The sequence below is a fragment of the Microbacterium zouquanmingi genome, assembly GCF_052266695.1.
Lineage (GTDB): Bacteria > Actinomycetota > Actinomycetes > Actinomycetales > Microbacteriaceae > Microbacterium.
Window position 1 is genome coordinate 219,307 of sequence record NZ_JBQPQZ010000004.1, and the last position, 15,123, is coordinate 234,429.

The window sequence follows — 15,123 nt, forward strand, 5'->3', positions numbered from 1 at the left end:
CATCCTCACAGCATCGGAACCTTCAGTCCACGCTCGCGGGCGACCTCGCGGGCACGCTCATATCCGGCATCCACGTGTCGCATGACACCTGTGCCGGGGTCGTTCGTGAGCACGCGCTCGAGCTTCTCCGCTGCGAGAGCTGTGCCGTCCGCGACGGTGACCTGACCGGCGTGGATGCTGCGACCGATCCCGACTCCGCCACCGTGATGCAGTGACACCCATGACGCCCCTGACGCGGTGTTCAGCAATGCGTTCAGCAGCGGCCAGTCGGCGATCGCATCCGAGCCGTCGGCCATCGCCTCGGTCTCGCGGTAGGGAGAGGCGACCGACCCGGCGTCCAGGTGGTCGCGGCCGATCACGATCGGCGCCTTCAGCTCACCGGATGCGACCATCTCGTTGAACTTGAGCCCTGCAAGGTGGCGTTCTTTGTACCCGAGCCAGCAGATACGGGCCGGCAGCCCTTCGAAGTGCACCTTCTCGGCAGCCTGGTCGAGCCAGCGGTGCAGCGCGGCATCCTCGGGGAAGAGCTCTTTGACCGCACGATCGGTGGCCACGATGTCGGCCGGGTCGCCAGAGAGCGCCACCCACCGGAACGGCCCCTTGCCCTCGGCGAACAGCGGGCGGATGTACGCCGGCACGAACCCGGGGAAGGCGAAGGCGCGCTCGAATCCGCCGAGCTCGGCCTCACGCCGGATGGAGTTTCCGTAGTCGAAGACGGCCGCTCCCACATCCTGGAACCCGACCATCGCGCCGACGTGTGCGGCCATCGACGCACGCGCCAGGCGCGTGAAGTCCTCCGGGTCGCGTTCCGCTTCCGCCTTCCAGTCCGCCACCGAAACACCCTGGGGCAGGTACGCAAGCGGATCATGCGCGCTGGTCTGATCCGTGACGATATCGATCGGGATGCCGCGGCGCAGCAGCTCAGGGAAGACATCGGCGGCATTGCCGACGACTCCGACGGAGAGCGCCTCGCCGGCGTCTCTGGCGGCAAGGACATCGGCCACGGCAGCATCGAGATCTACCGTGTAGCGGTCGAGGTAGCCGTGCTCCACGCGGCGTGAGAGCCGGGTCTCATCGACATCGACGATGAGGACTGCTCCCCCATTCATGGTGACGGCCAGCGGCTGCGCCCCGCCCATGCCGCCCGCACCCGCGGTGAGAGTGAGAGTACCGGCCAGCGACGTTCGAGAGAGCGAGCGGGCGACGGCAGCGAAGGTCTCGTACGTGCCCTGCAGGATGCCCTGCGTGCCGATGTAGATCCACGAGCCGGCAGTCATCTGTCCGTACATCGTCAGACCGAGAGACTCGAGTCTGCGGAACTCGGGCCACGTCGCCCAGTCGCCGACGAGGTTGGAGTTCGCGATCAGCACGCGGGGCGCCCACTCGTGCGTGCGGAACACGCCGACCGGCTTCCCCGACTGCACGAGCAGAGTCTCGTCGGGTTCGAGTTCGTCGAGCGTGCGGACGATCGCGTCGTACGCCTCCCAGCTGCGCGCCGCCTTGCCGGTGCCGCCGTAGACGACCAGGTCCTCCGGATGCTCGGCCACCTGCGGATCGAGGTTGTTCATCAGCATCCGCTTGGCGGCTTCAGCACCCCAGCTCTTGGCCGTGCGCTCGGCTCCGCGGGCGGCGTGGATCGTGCGGGTCATGAGTTCTCCTCGGCAGTGGCGGATGACGAAGCAGCGCGGGCGATGGCGCCCGATCGGACGAGTTCGGTGACAGCTTCGATCTCGGGCGAGAGGAAGCGGTCGGGCCCTGGGCCGCCGGCGACCGTGCGCACGAGGTCGCGGACCGCGCCGGTGGCTGGGCCCGCTTCAAGTGGTGCGCGCAGGTCGAGCGCGAGAGCGCCGGTGATCACTTCGATCGCGAGCACGCGGGTGAGCCCATCGATCGCGCGCCGGAGTTTTCGTGCGGCGGCCCACCCCATCGAGACGTGGTCCTCCTGCATGGCTGAGGAGGGAATCGAGTCGACGGATGCCGGAACAGCCAGTCGCTTCAGCTCAGAGACGATCCCGGCCGCCGCGTACTGCGCGATCATGAGCCCGGAGTCGACGCCGACCTCATGCGCGAGGAACGGCGCGAGCCCGCGGTTTCGAGCCGGGTCGAGCGCACGATCCGTGCGGCGCTCGGAAACGGATGCCACGTCGGCGACCGAGATCGCCAGGAAGTCGAGTACCGCAGCGATCGGTGCGCCGTGGAAGTTTCCGTTGGATTCGATGCGGCCGTCCACGGTCACGACGGGGTTGTCGATGACGCTCGCGAGTTCGCGCGATGCGATCGTCGCCGCGTGCGCCATGGTGTCGCGGGCCGCGCCATGCACCTGGGGCGAGCAGCGGAGCGAGTAGGCGTCCTGCACACGCCCGTCCTCTGGACCGCGGTGGCTGGCGACCAGCGGAGAGCCTGCGAGGAAGGCCCGGATGTGCGCCGCGGACACCGCCTGCCCATCCTGAGGACGCAGTGCCATGAGGTCTGCGGCGAAGACGGCGTCCGTGCCGAGCTGGCTCTCCACCGACATGGCCGCCGCGAGATCGGCCGTCGTGAGGAGGATCTCAAGATCGTGGAGGGCGAGCAGCAGCATCCCGAGCATTCCATCGGTGCCGTTGATGAGCGCGAGTCCCTCCTTCTCTTCGAGGACGAGAGGTTCGATTCCCGCTCCCGCCAGGGCCTCGGATGCCGCGATGCTCGCACCATCGACCCGCACGTCACTTTCGCCCATCGCAGCGAGCGCGATATGCGCGAGCGGTGCGAGGTCACCGGAGCACCCGAGCGAACCGTACTCCCGCACGATCGGGGTGATTGCGGCGTTGAGCATCGCCGCGTAGGTCTCGACGACGACGGGGCGCACTCCTGTGCGTCCGGAGGCGAGCGTCTGCAGGCGCAGAAGCTGCAGCGCCCGAACGACTTCGGTCTCTACTTCTGCGCCGGTTCCTGCGGCATGCGAGCGGATCAGGCTGGCCTGCAGCTGACGGCGGCGCTCCGGGGCGATGAAGGTCGTCGCAAGCGCGCCGAAACCCGTAGAGACGCCGTAATGCGGGTTCGGGTCGGCGGCGAGGGCGTCGATGACGCCGCGGGTTTCGGCGATGCGATCGAGGACTTCGTCGGTGAGCAGGATCTGTGCACCGTCGCGCGCGACCGCGACGACCTCGGCAGGGCTGAGGGAGTCAGCGCCGATGCGAACGGGAATGGGCATGTCTTGATTCCACACCCGCCAGGTCGCGGTCAACAGTCGCGCATGAGATCCTTTGTCTGTGATCCCAGACAACACCGCAAGAGTCCCGCAGGTCCCCGCGGCCGATCAGACGCTGCGGATCCTTCGGCACATGGCAACGCGCCCGGCACCGGTGGCGGCCGCCGCGATCGCCCGAGAGCTGGAGCTTCCCCGCTCCACCGTGCATCACCTGCTGAACACGCTCGCCGATCACGGGTTCGTCCTGCACCTGCGCGAGGAGCGTCGCTGGGCGCTGGGGACAGCGGCATCCGAACTCGCCGGCGGGTTCGTGAGGCAGCAGCCGTTGGCGAGGCTGGGGCGTCCGCTCGTCGCGGCCCTCGCCGACCGGCTCGGCGAAAGCACCCACCTCGGCGTCTTGAGCGGCGCGGATGTCGTCTACATCGTCGAGGAGCGTGCGCCCCGGCGCCCCGCGCTCGTGACGGATGTCGGGGTGCGCCTGCCCGCACATCTGACCGCTACCGGACGCGCGATGCTTGCCTCGCTTCCTCGCGAGCAGGTCCGCGCGCTGTACCCGAGCGCCTCGACGTTCTCGACCCGCACAGGCCTCGGGCCGGCACGGCCGGGCGAGCTGCGCGAGCTGCTGCGCAGCATCCGCGCCGCGGGATTCGCCTCAGAGGATGGCGAGGTGACCGGCGGAACGCGCTCTGTGGGAGCAGCGGTGTGCGACGTCTCGGGATGGCCCATCGCCGCGGTCGCGGTGACGTGGTCGCGCGGCACCGGGCCGAGCGAATCGGATGCCGCGGTCGCCGTCATCCAGACAGCAGAGGAGTTGCAGCGCCGTCTGCGCTGAGCGCCCGGCAGATCAGGAAGGGGAGCCGCAGGTCACCCGACCGCGACTCCCCCACCTTCAGGACCAGTCCTTCAACGGGTCAGCCGGACGCCCCCTTGCGTGGCTTGATGAAGGATTCTGGCTCCTGCTTGGCGCGCTTGGCCGCTCGTTTCTCCTTGAGCGACAGCTGCGCGGTCTTCTTTCCGGTCTTGGGTGTTGGCGTCTTTCCTGCCATCGGAACTCGCTTCCCCTCTCGATTCGGCTGGCGGGTGTGCCTTGACCATATCCGGTTCCACACGGAAGTCAAATTTCCCGGTGAGAGGTAAAAAATGCGCTTCAGCATGGTGTCGTGTCCGACGCTTCTGGCAGAGTGTCTGCATGAGCGCTCTTCGCATTCTGCATCTCAGCGATACGCACTTCTCCGGTGACGGCGGCCGCCACTACGGCGTCGTCGATACCGCCGAGCATCTGCACAGTGCTCTCTCACACGTGGGTCACCTGCTCTTTGACCTGGTGGTCGTCTCAGGGGATGTGAGCGAAGACGGCACCGAGGAGTCTTACCGCAGCATCCGCCAGCAGCTGACGCCGTGGGCACAGGCGCGCGGGGCGCGCGTCGTGTACGCGATGGGCAACCACGACCGGCGGGAATCGTTCCGCGCTGTGCTGGGCGACGGACAACCGGATGCTGACGCACCGCGGGAGCTGGCCGGCATCGACCTCGATCGCCCGGTGGCATCCGTCAGCGTCCAGAACGGCTGGAGAGTCGTCGTGCTCGACAGCTCAGTTCCTGGAGCCGGCTACGGCACTCTCGAGCCTGCGCAGAAGCGGTTCTTGCGCGAGACGCTTGCGGCCCCGGCCGAGCACGGCACTGTGGTCGTGATCCACCACCCGCCCGTGCCGGCTCAAACCGATCTGTTGCAGGCGCTCGCACTCGACGATGCAGACGGCGTAGATCTCATCGACATCGTGCGCAACTCCGATGTGCGCGTCATCCTCGCCGGCCACTACCACCTGCCCGTCACCGAGTTCATCTCCGGGGTCGCGGTGACGGTAGCACCGGGCGTCACGAACATCTCACGCGCGTTCGCTGACCCCGCTGAGGAGTCGGCGATTGATGGTTTCGGCGGATCCGTCGTCACGATCGAGAGCGATCGCGTGCGCGTCGTGCCCTTCGTAGAGCGACTCGCCCCCGACGGACTCGTCTTCCACTTCGATGCAGACGTCGTCGCCGACATCATTCGAGACGCCGGTCGACCGGGCGCTCAGCCGCCCGTCTCACTCACATGAGCTTGGTTGACTGCAGCATCGCTTCCATCTTGTCGTTGATCCCGATCATCGGCTTGCGCGCGGCGAGCCCCAGCACGAGCATCGGCACCACGAACAGCACGAGCAGTCCGAGCGATACCCAGTAGTCGCCCTGGTAGATGCCGGCGAGCGCGTCTCGGAACGCATCCATCGCGTGGGTACCGGGCAGGAACGGGCTCACGCTCTGGAACCACTGCGGCAGGAGAGACAGCGGGTAGGCGCCGCCGGCGCCGGCCACCTGGATGACGAGCAGGAACACCGCCAGTGCCTTGCCGGCATCTCGGAACGATACGACCAGCGTATAGATGATGAACGTGAACACGAGCGAGGTCACCCAGCCCACAAGCATGAACAGCAGCGGATGCTTCGGATCGAGTCCGACCAGGAGGATATTCCCGAGGAACACCAGGGTGCTCTGCGCCAGGCCCAGCAGGCCGAAGATCATGTACCGGCCGAGGAACTGCTCGTGGAGCTTGAGCGCAGGCCCCCCGGGGAAAGCGCTCGTGGGAGGGGCGACACGAAGCGTCACCGACATCAGCAGCGCGCCGACCCAGAGTGAGAGCACCGTGTACAGCGGGGCCATTCCCGCCCCGAAGCTCACCACGGGATATACCGGGATCCGCTCCAGGCCGATCGGCTGCGCGAGCGCGGTGGCGAGGACGGAGGGGTTGGCGCCGATGATCTGTCCGATCTGGCTGAAGTCGCCAGAGTCGATGGCCGTTGACAAAGCCTGCTGTACTCGATCCACCTCGTCGGCGGCCGCGCCCAGTGCTTCGGCAAGCGCGCGGTTGTCTGCCGTGGCGTTCTCGATGATGGTCACGACGCCGCCAGCCGCACCGCTGACGCCGGAAACCTGATCGGCGACGCCGGCAAGAGAGGTGCCGACAGCGCTGAGGGTCGTACCCAGCGCGTCGAGAGTCGGCTTGAGGTCGTTGGCGTAGATGCTGTCAGCGTTCTCGAGAGCCGACTGCGCCGCAGCGATCCGAGCATTGATCGAGGCGCGGAACTGCTGCACATCGGAGTTGCCGGTGGCGATGCCGTCAGCGGTCTCCTGCAGGCGGGACTCGAGACCCTTCTCCTGCTCGATCGCAGCGTCCAGGCTGGCGATGAGCGCAGCAAATGCCTCTTTCTCAGCCTCAGGAAGATTCGGCTGCACGTCGTTGATGAGTCGATCTCGCAGCGCTTCATGCTTGCTGACGAGGCCTCCGAGGTCGACGATCATCTGGTCGATCAGCACGACGCTTGCGCCGGCGTCGGCATCGATGCCCGAGAAGATACGGTCCACTTCGGATGAGAACTTGCCGATTTGATCTCGGCTGGCTTGGAAGGCTGCGGAGAGCGCTTCAGTGGCCCGCGCGATGGCATCCTTGGCGTCCTGAGCGGCACCCAGGCCTTCGCGGACCTTTCCTTCCGCCGAGGAGAACTCGGACTCGACCGTGCTCAGAAGACCGGATGCGCCGTTCACCAGTGGTCCGCTGGATTCGAGCAGCGCGGTGAACATCGTCGCGGTGCCGGATGCCGCGCGCAGCTGCGTCCCGACCTGTCCCAGGTGCGCCTCGATACGCGCGTACGCAGCCTGTGACTCCGAATCAGTCAGCGACGACACGAGCGACGACACCAGGGTCAGCGCGACGTTGCTCAGCTCCTCGGTGAACTCGGAGTTGATCTTCGCGGACAGATCGTCTGCGCCTTCGCTGGTGATCAGCGGTGCGAGCGGATTGGACTTGTCGTTGGTGTAGTAATCGATCTGCGTGCGCTGCGAACCGGCGGTGTAGAACGTCAGCATGCGCTGGCTGAAGTCCTTGGGCAGGACCATCGCCGCGTAGTACTCGCCGGACTCGGTCCCGGCGATCGCGTCCTTCTTGGTGGTGATGACCCAGTCGAGCTGGTCGTTCGCGCGGAGCGCGGATTCGACCAGGCTGCCGACGTTGACATGGAGCGGGAAGAGCGGGCTCGTGTAGCCCTCATCGACGCTGGCGACAGCGACCTTGAGGTTCTTCGTGTTGTCGAACGGCTCCCAGCTGCCGATGACGTTGAACCAGGTGAATGCCGAGGGGATCACGATCAGCCCGCACAGCACGATGATCGCCATGACGTTGCTCGTGGCCCGCTTGAGATCGCTGCGGAACAGCTGCCAGATGCCGCTCACCGCGCCTCCTCCAGTTCCTTGAGTTCCTGCCGCAACTCCGCTTCAGGCATCTCACTCACTTCTGTCGAAAGACGCAGGCTGTAACGGATGTACTCGAGGGTGACGAGCGCGGCGAAGACGATGATCAGCCACAGTATCCATAGGCCCACGTACTCGGTCTTGTTGTCGGGGAAGATCATGGCGAGCGCTGCCAGCAGCACGATCCCCGCCAGCCCCACCACGATGACCGCGCCACGCATCTTTCGGTACGAGCGCGCGAAAGGCAGCGCACGCTTTGCGAGGTGCTTCTGATAGGTCGCACGGCTCGCGAGGGCACGCAGGACATGGTTGAGACGGTATCCGCGGCCCGAAGGCGCTCCGGTCTCTGAGGTGAACAGCTCTGTCTCGGCGACCTCGCGCGTGAACAGACGCGTGAGGTTGGCGACGTGGGGACGCAGTACGAGTCCGAGGAAGAACGACAGGGCGACGAACACCAGCAGCATCCCGAGATAGCGCCAGTACGCGAACCCGGCAAAGCCGCTGATCACCTCGCGCATGGCATCGATTCCGTACGTGAACGGGAAGAACGGATACAGCGACTGGAAGAACTCCGGCATGAGCTGGATCGGGTAGATGCCCGAAGCGCCCGGAATCTGCATGATCACGAGGATCACGGCCAGTCCCTTACCGATGTAGCCGAAGGTGACCGACAGAGCGTAGATGATGCTCAGATAGCTCAGTCCGATCAGCACGGGCGTGATGAAGAAAACGAAGGCATTGACGTGCTGCACGCCTATGATCATGTTCCCGATGCTGAGTGTGATCGCCTGCAGCACGGCGATGACCGCGAACAGCAGCCACCGGCCGAGGTAGCCCTGACGCTCCGTCAGATTGGGGATCTCTTCACGGTCGACGTTGAGCTTGAGGATCACCACGAGCACGAATGCTCCGATCCACAGGGACAGGTTGATGAACAGCGCCGCCATCTGCGAGCCGTAGGTATTGGTCGGGAAGATGGTGTGCTGATCGACCACGACCGGTGTCGACATGAACTGTGCGATCTGCTCTGGATCGAGCGAGGTCAGATCTTGCAGGTCCTGCCACATGGCCGCGCCGGTGAGAGCGTTCAGATCCGAGATGGCAAGACCCATGTCTGCCTCGACCGCAGCCAGATCGCCGTCAAGGCTGGTGAGGGCTGACGAGGTCTGCGCAAGCTGCTGGTCAAGGCCTGACAACAGCGTTCCCGCCTGGCCCAGAATGGTGCGCTGCGCGTCGACGGCCGCTGACAGCGAGCTGGTTGCGACGCTGACCCGCCCCAGCGCCGCGAGCACTGCGGACGTGCCTTCCGCCACCTCTGCGGATCCGATCACATGTCCCGTGGCCGCTTCACCGGCGAGACGGAGCAGATCCGCCTGTGCCTTGTCCGTCAAGGTGCGCGCATCGGTCAGAGTACGTTGCGCGTCGCCGAGTGCACCGTCGATGTCGGAGAGCACGACGGTGTTGGACTGCAGGCCTTCCCGCGAGGCGCCGATATCGCTCTGCAGTGTCGCCAGATGAGCTCGCGTATCCGAGACGACCTGATTAGCTGCTTCGAGGTCAGTGATGATCTTGGCCTGAGCATCGAGCAGATCCTGCTCAGCGGTGCCTCCGCCGCTCTTGATCGCTGTTGCGACCGCACTGGCCACCTGCTCGGTGAACGCATCGATCATCTGCGTCTGGATCGTTGTGGCACCGGTGTCGGTGATCTCGGGCGCTACACCGTTGAGCTTCTCGTTGACGTAGTACTGCAGCTTCGGCTGGGTGAAGTCCCCCGTGGTGAGGCTGAGCAGATCTTCAGTGAAGGTCTTCGGTACGACGAAGGCGGCGTAGCTCTCGCCGCTCTTGATCGATTCCATCGCCTCGTCTTCCGAGAGGAAATGCCAGCCGAGATCATCGTTGTCCTTCAGCTGTGCGACCAGCTGGTCGCCGACATTGAGGTCGCCAGTGAGCGAGGTCGAACCGCCCGCGTCGAGGTTGACGACGGCGATGCTGAGGTTCTTCGTGTTGTCGAACGGGTCCCAGAACGCAGAGATGTTGAACCAGGCATACAGCGATGGCGTGATGAGAGCGCCGCCGATGATGACGAGCGCGAGAGGCACGCGGACGAGGCGTTTGAGGTCGCGGAGGAACACTCGCCAAATGTTGCCCATACCGTACGCCCCCTGTGTTCATGAACCGACTGGCATGCCGCATTTCACCGGAGCGAGAACGATAGGCACTGTGGCCACACTATCGGGTTACAGAGGCCCCGTCATGCCTGGCCCGTCACCGCATGCTGAGGTCCACCGGGCGCCCGGTGTGCGCGGATTCCTGAGCAGCCCTCACAACATCGCACGCTGCGGCGCGGCGCGTCGTGCGATGTCCGCGATCATCCGCACTGATGGACGCATTGCCCTCGGTGCCGACGAGTTCGAGCATCATCTCCCCCGCCGCGTCCTGCGTGGAGCACGAGAGCGTTGTGATCATCCCGCCCGAATAGTGGATGCTGACGATGGCAGCATCCACGATCTTGCTCTGCGTCGCGAATACGCGCACCGGATACTCCTGCGTTTGCAGCGCGATCTCGTCCACGAACTCTGCGACCGGGTCGAAGACGTTCTGAGAAGGCCCAGGACCGCACACACCGCTGATGGCGATGATTCTCCCGAGGCTTTCGTGCACCGGAACGGATGCTGTGAGCATGGCATCCGGAATTTCCACCCGCTCGGCGGCGATCGTCTCGATCGCGGCCCGTGCAACCCGTACCGCCTCGACGCCGTCTGCCCCGCTGACTCGGGACGTTCCCTCGCCGGTGATCGCGCGAGCGAGCTCACGCAGCTGGGTCGTATACGGGCTCTCCCCCTCTGCGCTGTCGCGGCTGTCGTGACGGAGCACACCGGCATCCCCCGCGATCGAAAACCTGGTCGAGAATTCCAACCCTGGAGCACCCCAGATCCCGGTAACGTAACTGATCGCCCCGCCCTCGTGCTGCAACTGCAGCTGGGCGGAGACAGCGGGAGATCCGGGCACGGGAGCGGACCGCATGCCGCACACGCTGACGACAGGGCCGCAGACCCAGCCCGCGAAGTCGATGTCGTGGATCATCTGGTCGAGCACGATGCCGCCGGATTGCTGCTCGTCGGCGAACCAGCTCCCCCACGTCGGGAACGCGCCGGACCGTCGGAAGCGGGCGATGGATGCTGCGCCGATCTCCCCGTCATCAACAGCGCGCTTCGCCGCGCTGTAGTCGTCCATAAATCGCACGACGTGCGCGGGGTACAGCGGAACGCCGGCGTTCTCTGCCTCGTCGACCAGTGCCTGGGCCTCAGCCGCGGTCAGCGCGAGGGGTTTCTCGCAGATGATCGGCACCCTGGCATCGATCGCGGCGCGGACCAGGTCTGGGTGCGTCGTCGTGGGCGTGCAGATGTCGACGACATCGCTGACTCGCAGCAGCTCGTCGAGCGAATCGACTTCAGCGAGGCCGTAGTCGTGGACGAGAGCTGCCGCGCCGCTGCGGGAATACGCCGTCACCTGTGCGCCGAGCTCCAGCCAGCCCCGGACGTGATCGTGGCTGATCTCTCCGGCCCCGATCACGCCGACGCGAAGATCGGTGAGATCCGCTGCGACGAGGTCCATGCGCCCCATCCTGGCAGGCATGGCGCCTCGTCGCATAGCGTGCCTCACATGCCTGCGCGTCCGGCGGTGGCTCCTCCGTCGATGATGAGGTCGTGGCCGGTGACGTACTCGGCTTCGTCCGAGGCGAGGAATACCGCACCGTGGGCCATCAGCACGGGATCAGCGGCATACCCCACCGGTTGCAGCTTGTGGAGTCGTGCGTGCAGCTCGGGGTCGTCAGGCACCATGCCGCTGAGCATCGTGCCCGGCGAGAGAGTGTTCACCCGAACCCCGGAAGGCGCCAGCTCGATCGCAGCGGCCTTGCTCATCCCGATGACCGCGAACTTCGTCGCGCAGTAGACCGCCTGCCCAGCCGTGGCCGAGGAGCCACCGTTGGATGCGGTACTGATGATGGAGCCGCTCCCCTGCTTGACCATCGCCCGCCCCGCCGCTCTCACTCCGTTGAACACCCCGCGGAAGTTCACGTCCACGAGGCGTTGGAAGTCGGAGTCCTCGGTTTCCAGGATCGGTTTCAGGAGGCTGATACCAGCATTGTTGAACATCACGTCGAGGCGACCGTACTTGTCGAACACTCCCTGCACCAGCGCGTCCATCGCCGCGGCATCGCTGACGTCCACGGGGATGAACTCCGCTCCGATCCCGACCGCCGCGTCCCTGGCTTTCGGTGAGTCGAGGTCCACGATGATCACAGCGCGGGCCCCCTCTGCTACGAAGAGCTTCGCCGAGGCGAGGCCGAGCCCTGATCCTCCTCCGGTAACGATCGCGACCTTGTTCTCCAGCCGATTTCCCGCCATGTCGTACTCCTTCTTCTTAATGATTGAACTCCGGCTGCGGGCCCGCACCGGCTGAGTCTGGCGATCTACTGGCTCGTGAATCCGCCATCGACGACGAGTTCGGTTCCAGTCATGTATTTCGACTCATCAGCGGCCAGGAACGCGACGGCCGCCGCGATGTCACCGGGTTCGCCGGGATGGGCCAGCGGCTGGTGCGCGGTCTGCTCGAATGAGCCCGTACCCACAGTCATCGGCGTCTCGATGATGCCCGGATGCACCGAATTCACCCGGATGTTGTCCTTGCCGAGCTCTTGAGCGGCTGCCTTCGACATCCCTCGGACCGCCCACTTCGACGCCACGTACCCGAGCACGTTCGGGAATGCGATGATGCCCGCGACCGACGAGATATTGATGATCGATCCGTGACCGGCACGGCGCATGCTCGGCGCCACTGCCCGCATCCCCAAGAAGACGCCGACCTGGTTGATGTCGATCACCTTGCGGTAGTCATCCGCACTCAGTTCTTCCAAGGGCTGGTTGTGCACGATGCCGGCGTTGTTTACCAGGACGTTAACCGGCCCCAGGCTCGCTTCGACGTCGGCGACCATATCGCCCCACTGCGCTTCATCGACAACGTCGAGATGGACGTAGCGTCCGTTACCCAGTCGAGCCGCGAGAGCCTCGCCGTCGGCGTCGAGCACATCGGCGATGACGACACGAAAGCCATCGCTCACGAGTCGCTCAGCGCACGCCGCCCCGATTCCTCGTGCTCCGCCAGTGACGATCGCGACGCCGTCGTGATTGCGAGCATCCATGTAGTTCCTCCTAATTTCCGTGCCCGTAGGGCGATCAGTGTCTGCAGATCTCATACCATCGTTCCTGCTGTGACGCCGCCATCGATGACGTGCTCCGCCCCGGTGACGAACGACGACTCATCGCTGGCGAGAAAAACGAGAAGACCTGTGATCTCCTCCGGTCGCGCGAGTCGCTCGAGCGTGCTCCCCTCGAGGTCGGACTCTTCGATGGTTCGGAGGGCTTGGAGGAGAGGCGTCGCGATGCCTCCCGGATGCACGCTGTTCACCCGGATGCTTCGATCCGCGAGTTCCAGTGCGGCTGAGCGAGTGAGTCCGCGCAATCCCCATTTGGAGGCGCTGTAGCCATGGAAGCCCGGATACCCCTCGATTCCCGCAGTCGAGGAGATGTTCACGACGGACGCCGGGGCGGCCTCTGCGAGCGCAGCGACCGCGCTCTTGAGCCCGAGGAAAGCGCCTGTCAGGTTGATCGCGAGAGTCTTGTCCCATGTCTCGAGGGTGTATTCCTCGAGCGATCCGGTTGTGAAGATGCCGGCGTTGTTGATCAGAACGTTGAGTTTTCCGAAGTGCCCGACCGTCTCGGCGACGGCTGACTCCCATTGCGCCGGGTCAGTGACGTTCAGGTGGACGAAGCGGGCTGCGTCACCGAGTTCGTCGGCCAGCGCAGTCCCCGCGTCATCGGCGAGGTCCGCGATGACGACCTGTGCTCCTTCGGCGACGAATGCACGGGCATGGGCTGCCCCCATGCCCATCGCTCCGCCAGTGATCAGTGCGGTCTTTCCCGCAAGGCGTCCCGTCATGCTGAGATCCTGCTCGCTTCGACTGTTTCCCTGGCGAAGCTCTGCGCGCTTTCGAGCTCGAATCCGCGGTAGCCGTCCGCTGCGATCTCGTCGCAGATATTGCGATAGGTGTTGAGGCCGCCGGTATAGACCAGGAACTGGTCGGGCTTGCCGTCGATGTTCGAGCCTCGGTACCAGGATTTGGCATGCAGGTAGAGCGTCTTCTCCACCGCCGCATTGACTTCGTTGTTCCACCACTCCTCGGATTCGGGGAACGGATCGATCGCAACGAGGTCGTTGCGACGCATGTGGTCCATGCATTCCACGGTCCAGTCGACATGCTGCTCGATCGACGCGAACATGTTCGCGGTCACCGACGGGCTCTGCGGCCCCGTGATCGTGAACAGATTCGGGAACCCGGTGGTCGCGATACCGAGGTACGTGTGGACGCCGTCAGCCCACGCCTCCTTCAGCGATTTCCCGCCGCGGCCACAGATGTCGATGCGGGTCAGCGGTCCGGTCATGCTGTCGTAACCGGTGGCGTAGATAATGACGTCGACCGGGTAGTCCCCCGCGCTGGTCCGGATGCCGTCCGCGAGGATCCGCTCAATCGGCTCCTCGAGGAGGCTGACGAGGTGCACATGCGACAGGTTGAACGTGGGGTAGAAATTCGTGTCGGTGATGATCCGCTTCGCGCCGATCGGATAGTCGGTCGGCGTGAGCTTGCGGGCGACCTCAGGGTCGTCGACGAGCCCCCTGATCTTGTCCCGCACGAACTGGGCCATGAGCTCGTTGGCTTCCAGGTTGGTATTGGCGTCCAAGAAGGCGGTGAGGAAGAGGTTTCCTCCGAGTTTCCAGTTCTTCTCCAGCGTGAGTGTGCGCTGCGGCTCCGGGGTCTCCAGGATGGAATCATTGGTGATCAGCGTGTCGACCCCGGAGGCGGAGTCGCGCGCGTTCTCGGCGATCTGCGCGTGGTGACGACGTGCCCAGTGGATCTCATCGTCGTAGAGCGGACGATTCCGAGCCGGGATGGCATATGCGGGCGTGCGCTGGAACACGGTGAGCTCGGCGGCCTGCTTGGCGACCTCCGGGATGAGCTGCACGCCAGAGGAGCCGACGCCGATCACCGCGACCCGCTTGCCGGTGAAGTCGACACCCTCTGCGGGCCAGGCGCCGGGGTGGTAGATCTCCCCGGAGAACTCGCGGATGCCTTCATAGGGAGGGAGCGCGACCGCAGAGAGCGAACCCGTGGCCGAGATGATGTGGCGAGCCGTCCGCTGGGCGCCGTCGCTGGTGTGTACGTCCCAGTAGGCGCCGTCCTCATTGAAAGTTGCTGCTTCCACACGAACGTTGAAGACGATGTCGCGACGCAGGTCGTAGCGGTCTGCGACGAACTCAGCGTAGGCAAGGATCTCGGGCTGCGTGGCGTACCGTTCGCTCCACCGCCACTCGTCCACCAGCTCCTGGCTGAAGGAGTACTGGTAGGCAAGACTCTCGACGTCGCAACGGGCTCCGGGGTAGCGGTTCCAGAACCATGTCCCGCCGACGCTCGAGCCTGCTTCGAACGCGATCGCAGTGAATCCCTTCTCGCGCAGTGAGTGCAGGGCGTAGAGCCCCCCGAAGCCGGCACCGATGACGACAGCGTCAAGATCGGTGTTCATGTTGGTACTCATA

12 protein-coding genes are annotated in these 15,123 nt (G+C 65.2%); 2 read left to right on the forward strand and 10 right to left on the reverse strand.

Annotation, left to right across the window (positions count from 1 at the left end; translation table 11 throughout):
• Positions 1–5: 5 nt before the first annotated feature.
• A complete protein-coding gene (gene hutU, locus ACTU6U_RS10475) occupies positions 6–1,649 on the reverse strand; it encodes a urocanate hydratase (RefSeq protein ID WP_443469058.1) in 1,644 nt (547 codons plus the stop codon).
• Positions 1,646–3,190 carry a histidine ammonia-lyase gene (gene hutH / locus ACTU6U_RS10480; RefSeq protein ID WP_443469059.1) on the reverse strand — a complete coding sequence of 515 codons (1,545 nt, stop codon included), beginning with the start codon at positions 3,188–3,190 and terminating at the stop codon, positions 1,646–1,648. The genes hutU and hutH overlap by 4 nt, the downstream gene beginning before the upstream one ends.
• Before the next feature lie 130 nt (positions 3,191–3,320).
• Between hutH and ACTU6U_RS10485 the strand changes: the two genes are divergently transcribed.
• Positions 3,321–4,019 carry an IclR family transcriptional regulator gene (locus ACTU6U_RS10485; RefSeq protein ID WP_443469060.1) on the forward strand — a complete coding sequence of 233 codons (699 nt, stop codon included), beginning with the start codon at positions 3,321–3,323 and terminating at the stop codon, positions 4,017–4,019.
• Positions 4,020–4,098: 79 nt separating this feature from the next.
• On the opposite strand, the gene ACTU6U_RS10490 is transcribed toward ACTU6U_RS10485, so the two are convergent.
• Positions 4,099–4,233 carry a hypothetical protein gene (locus tag ACTU6U_RS10490; protein WP_443469061.1) on the reverse strand — a complete coding sequence of 45 codons (135 nt, stop codon included), beginning with the start codon at positions 4,231–4,233 and terminating at the stop codon, positions 4,099–4,101.
• Between the two features lie 143 nt (positions 4,234–4,376).
• On the opposite strand from ACTU6U_RS10490, the gene ACTU6U_RS10495 reads away from it, so the two are divergent.
• Positions 4,377–5,285, forward strand: a complete 909-nt coding sequence (locus tag ACTU6U_RS10495) for a metallophosphoesterase (RefSeq protein ID WP_443469062.1) — start codon at positions 4,377–4,379, stop codon at positions 5,283–5,285.
• On the opposite strand, the gene ACTU6U_RS10500 is transcribed toward ACTU6U_RS10495, so the two are convergent.
• The 7 genes from ACTU6U_RS10500 to ACTU6U_RS10530 all read right to left on the reverse strand — a co-directional run bounded on the left by ACTU6U_RS10500 (position 5,278) and on the right by ACTU6U_RS10530 (position 15,122).
• Positions 5,278–7,452, reverse strand: coding sequence for a YhgE/Pip domain-containing protein (locus ACTU6U_RS10500; protein WP_443469063.1), 2,175 nt, complete (start codon positions 7,450–7,452; stop codon positions 5,278–5,280). The genes ACTU6U_RS10495 and ACTU6U_RS10500 overlap by 8 nt on opposite strands.
• Positions 7,449–9,620, reverse strand: a complete 2,172-nt coding sequence (locus tag ACTU6U_RS10505; RefSeq protein WP_443469064.1) for a YhgE/Pip domain-containing protein — start codon at positions 9,618–9,620, stop codon at positions 7,449–7,451. The genes ACTU6U_RS10500 and ACTU6U_RS10505 overlap by 4 nt, the downstream gene beginning before the upstream one ends.
• 115 nt (positions 9,621–9,735) lie before the next feature.
• Positions 9,736–11,085 carry a Gfo/Idh/MocA family protein gene (locus ACTU6U_RS10510; protein WP_443469065.1) on the reverse strand — a complete coding sequence of 450 codons (1,350 nt, stop codon included), beginning with the start codon at positions 11,083–11,085 and terminating at the stop codon, positions 9,736–9,738.
• Positions 11,086–11,129: 44 nt separating this feature from the next.
• Complete coding sequence (locus tag ACTU6U_RS10515; RefSeq protein WP_443469066.1) at positions 11,130–11,879, reverse strand: SDR family NAD(P)-dependent oxidoreductase; 750 nt, start codon at positions 11,877–11,879, stop codon at positions 11,130–11,132.
• Between the two features lie 65 nt (positions 11,880–11,944).
• Entirely contained in the window at positions 11,945–12,673 is a 729-nt protein-coding gene (locus tag ACTU6U_RS10520; protein WP_443469067.1) for a glucose 1-dehydrogenase, read from the reverse strand.
• Between the two features lie 50 nt (positions 12,674–12,723).
• The gene (locus ACTU6U_RS10525) at positions 12,724–13,470 is read right to left on the reverse strand and encodes a glucose 1-dehydrogenase (RefSeq protein ID WP_443469068.1); all 747 of its coding nucleotides are present in this window, start codon (positions 13,468–13,470) and stop codon (positions 12,724–12,726) included.
• On the reverse strand, positions 13,467–15,122 hold the full coding sequence (locus ACTU6U_RS10530) for a flavin-containing monooxygenase (protein WP_443469069.1): 1,656 nt from the start codon (positions 15,120–15,122) through the stop codon (positions 13,467–13,469). The genes ACTU6U_RS10525 and ACTU6U_RS10530 overlap by 4 nt, the downstream gene beginning before the upstream one ends.
• Between the last annotated feature and the right edge of the window lies 1 nt (position 15,123).

Excerpts from the sequence above, each read along its gene's own strand:
- ACTU6U_RS10495 (WP_443469062.1), top strand. The coding sequence starts at position 4,377 with ATGAGCGCTCTTCGCATTCTGCATCTCAGCGATACGCACTTCTCCGGT.
- ACTU6U_RS10515 (WP_443469066.1), bottom strand. The coding sequence starts at position 11,879 with ATGGCGGGAAATCGGCTGGAGAACAAGGTCGCGATCGTTACCGGAGGA.
- ACTU6U_RS10505 (WP_443469064.1), bottom strand. The coding sequence starts at position 9,620 with ATGGGCAACATTTGGCGAGTGTTCCTCCGCGACCTCAAACGCCTCGTC.
- ACTU6U_RS10490 (WP_443469061.1), bottom strand. The coding sequence starts at position 4,233 with ATGGCAGGAAAGACGCCAACACCCAAGACCGGAAAGAAGACCGCGCAG.
- hutH (WP_443469059.1), bottom strand. The coding sequence starts at position 3,190 with ATGCCCATTCCCGTTCGCATCGGCGCTGACTCCCTCAGCCCTGCCGAG.
- hutU (WP_443469058.1), bottom strand. The coding sequence starts at position 1,649 with ATGACCCGCACGATCCACGCCGCCCGCGGAGCCGAGCGCACGGCCAAG.
- ACTU6U_RS10510 (WP_443469065.1), bottom strand. The coding sequence starts at position 11,085 with ATGGACCTCGTCGCAGCGGATCTCACCGATCTTCGCGTCGGCGTGATC.
- ACTU6U_RS10485 (WP_443469060.1), top strand. The coding sequence starts at position 3,321 with ATGGCAACGCGCCCGGCACCGGTGGCGGCCGCCGCGATCGCCCGAGAG.
- ACTU6U_RS10530 (WP_443469069.1), bottom strand. The coding sequence starts at position 15,122 with ATGAGTACCAACATGAACACCGATCTTGACGCTGTCGTCATCGGTGCC.
- ACTU6U_RS10525 (WP_443469068.1), bottom strand. The coding sequence starts at position 13,470 with ATGACGGGACGCCTTGCGGGAAAGACCGCACTGATCACTGGCGGAGCG.
- ACTU6U_RS10520 (WP_443469067.1), bottom strand. The coding sequence starts at position 12,673 with ATGGATGCTCGCAATCACGACGGCGTCGCGATCGTCACTGGCGGAGCA.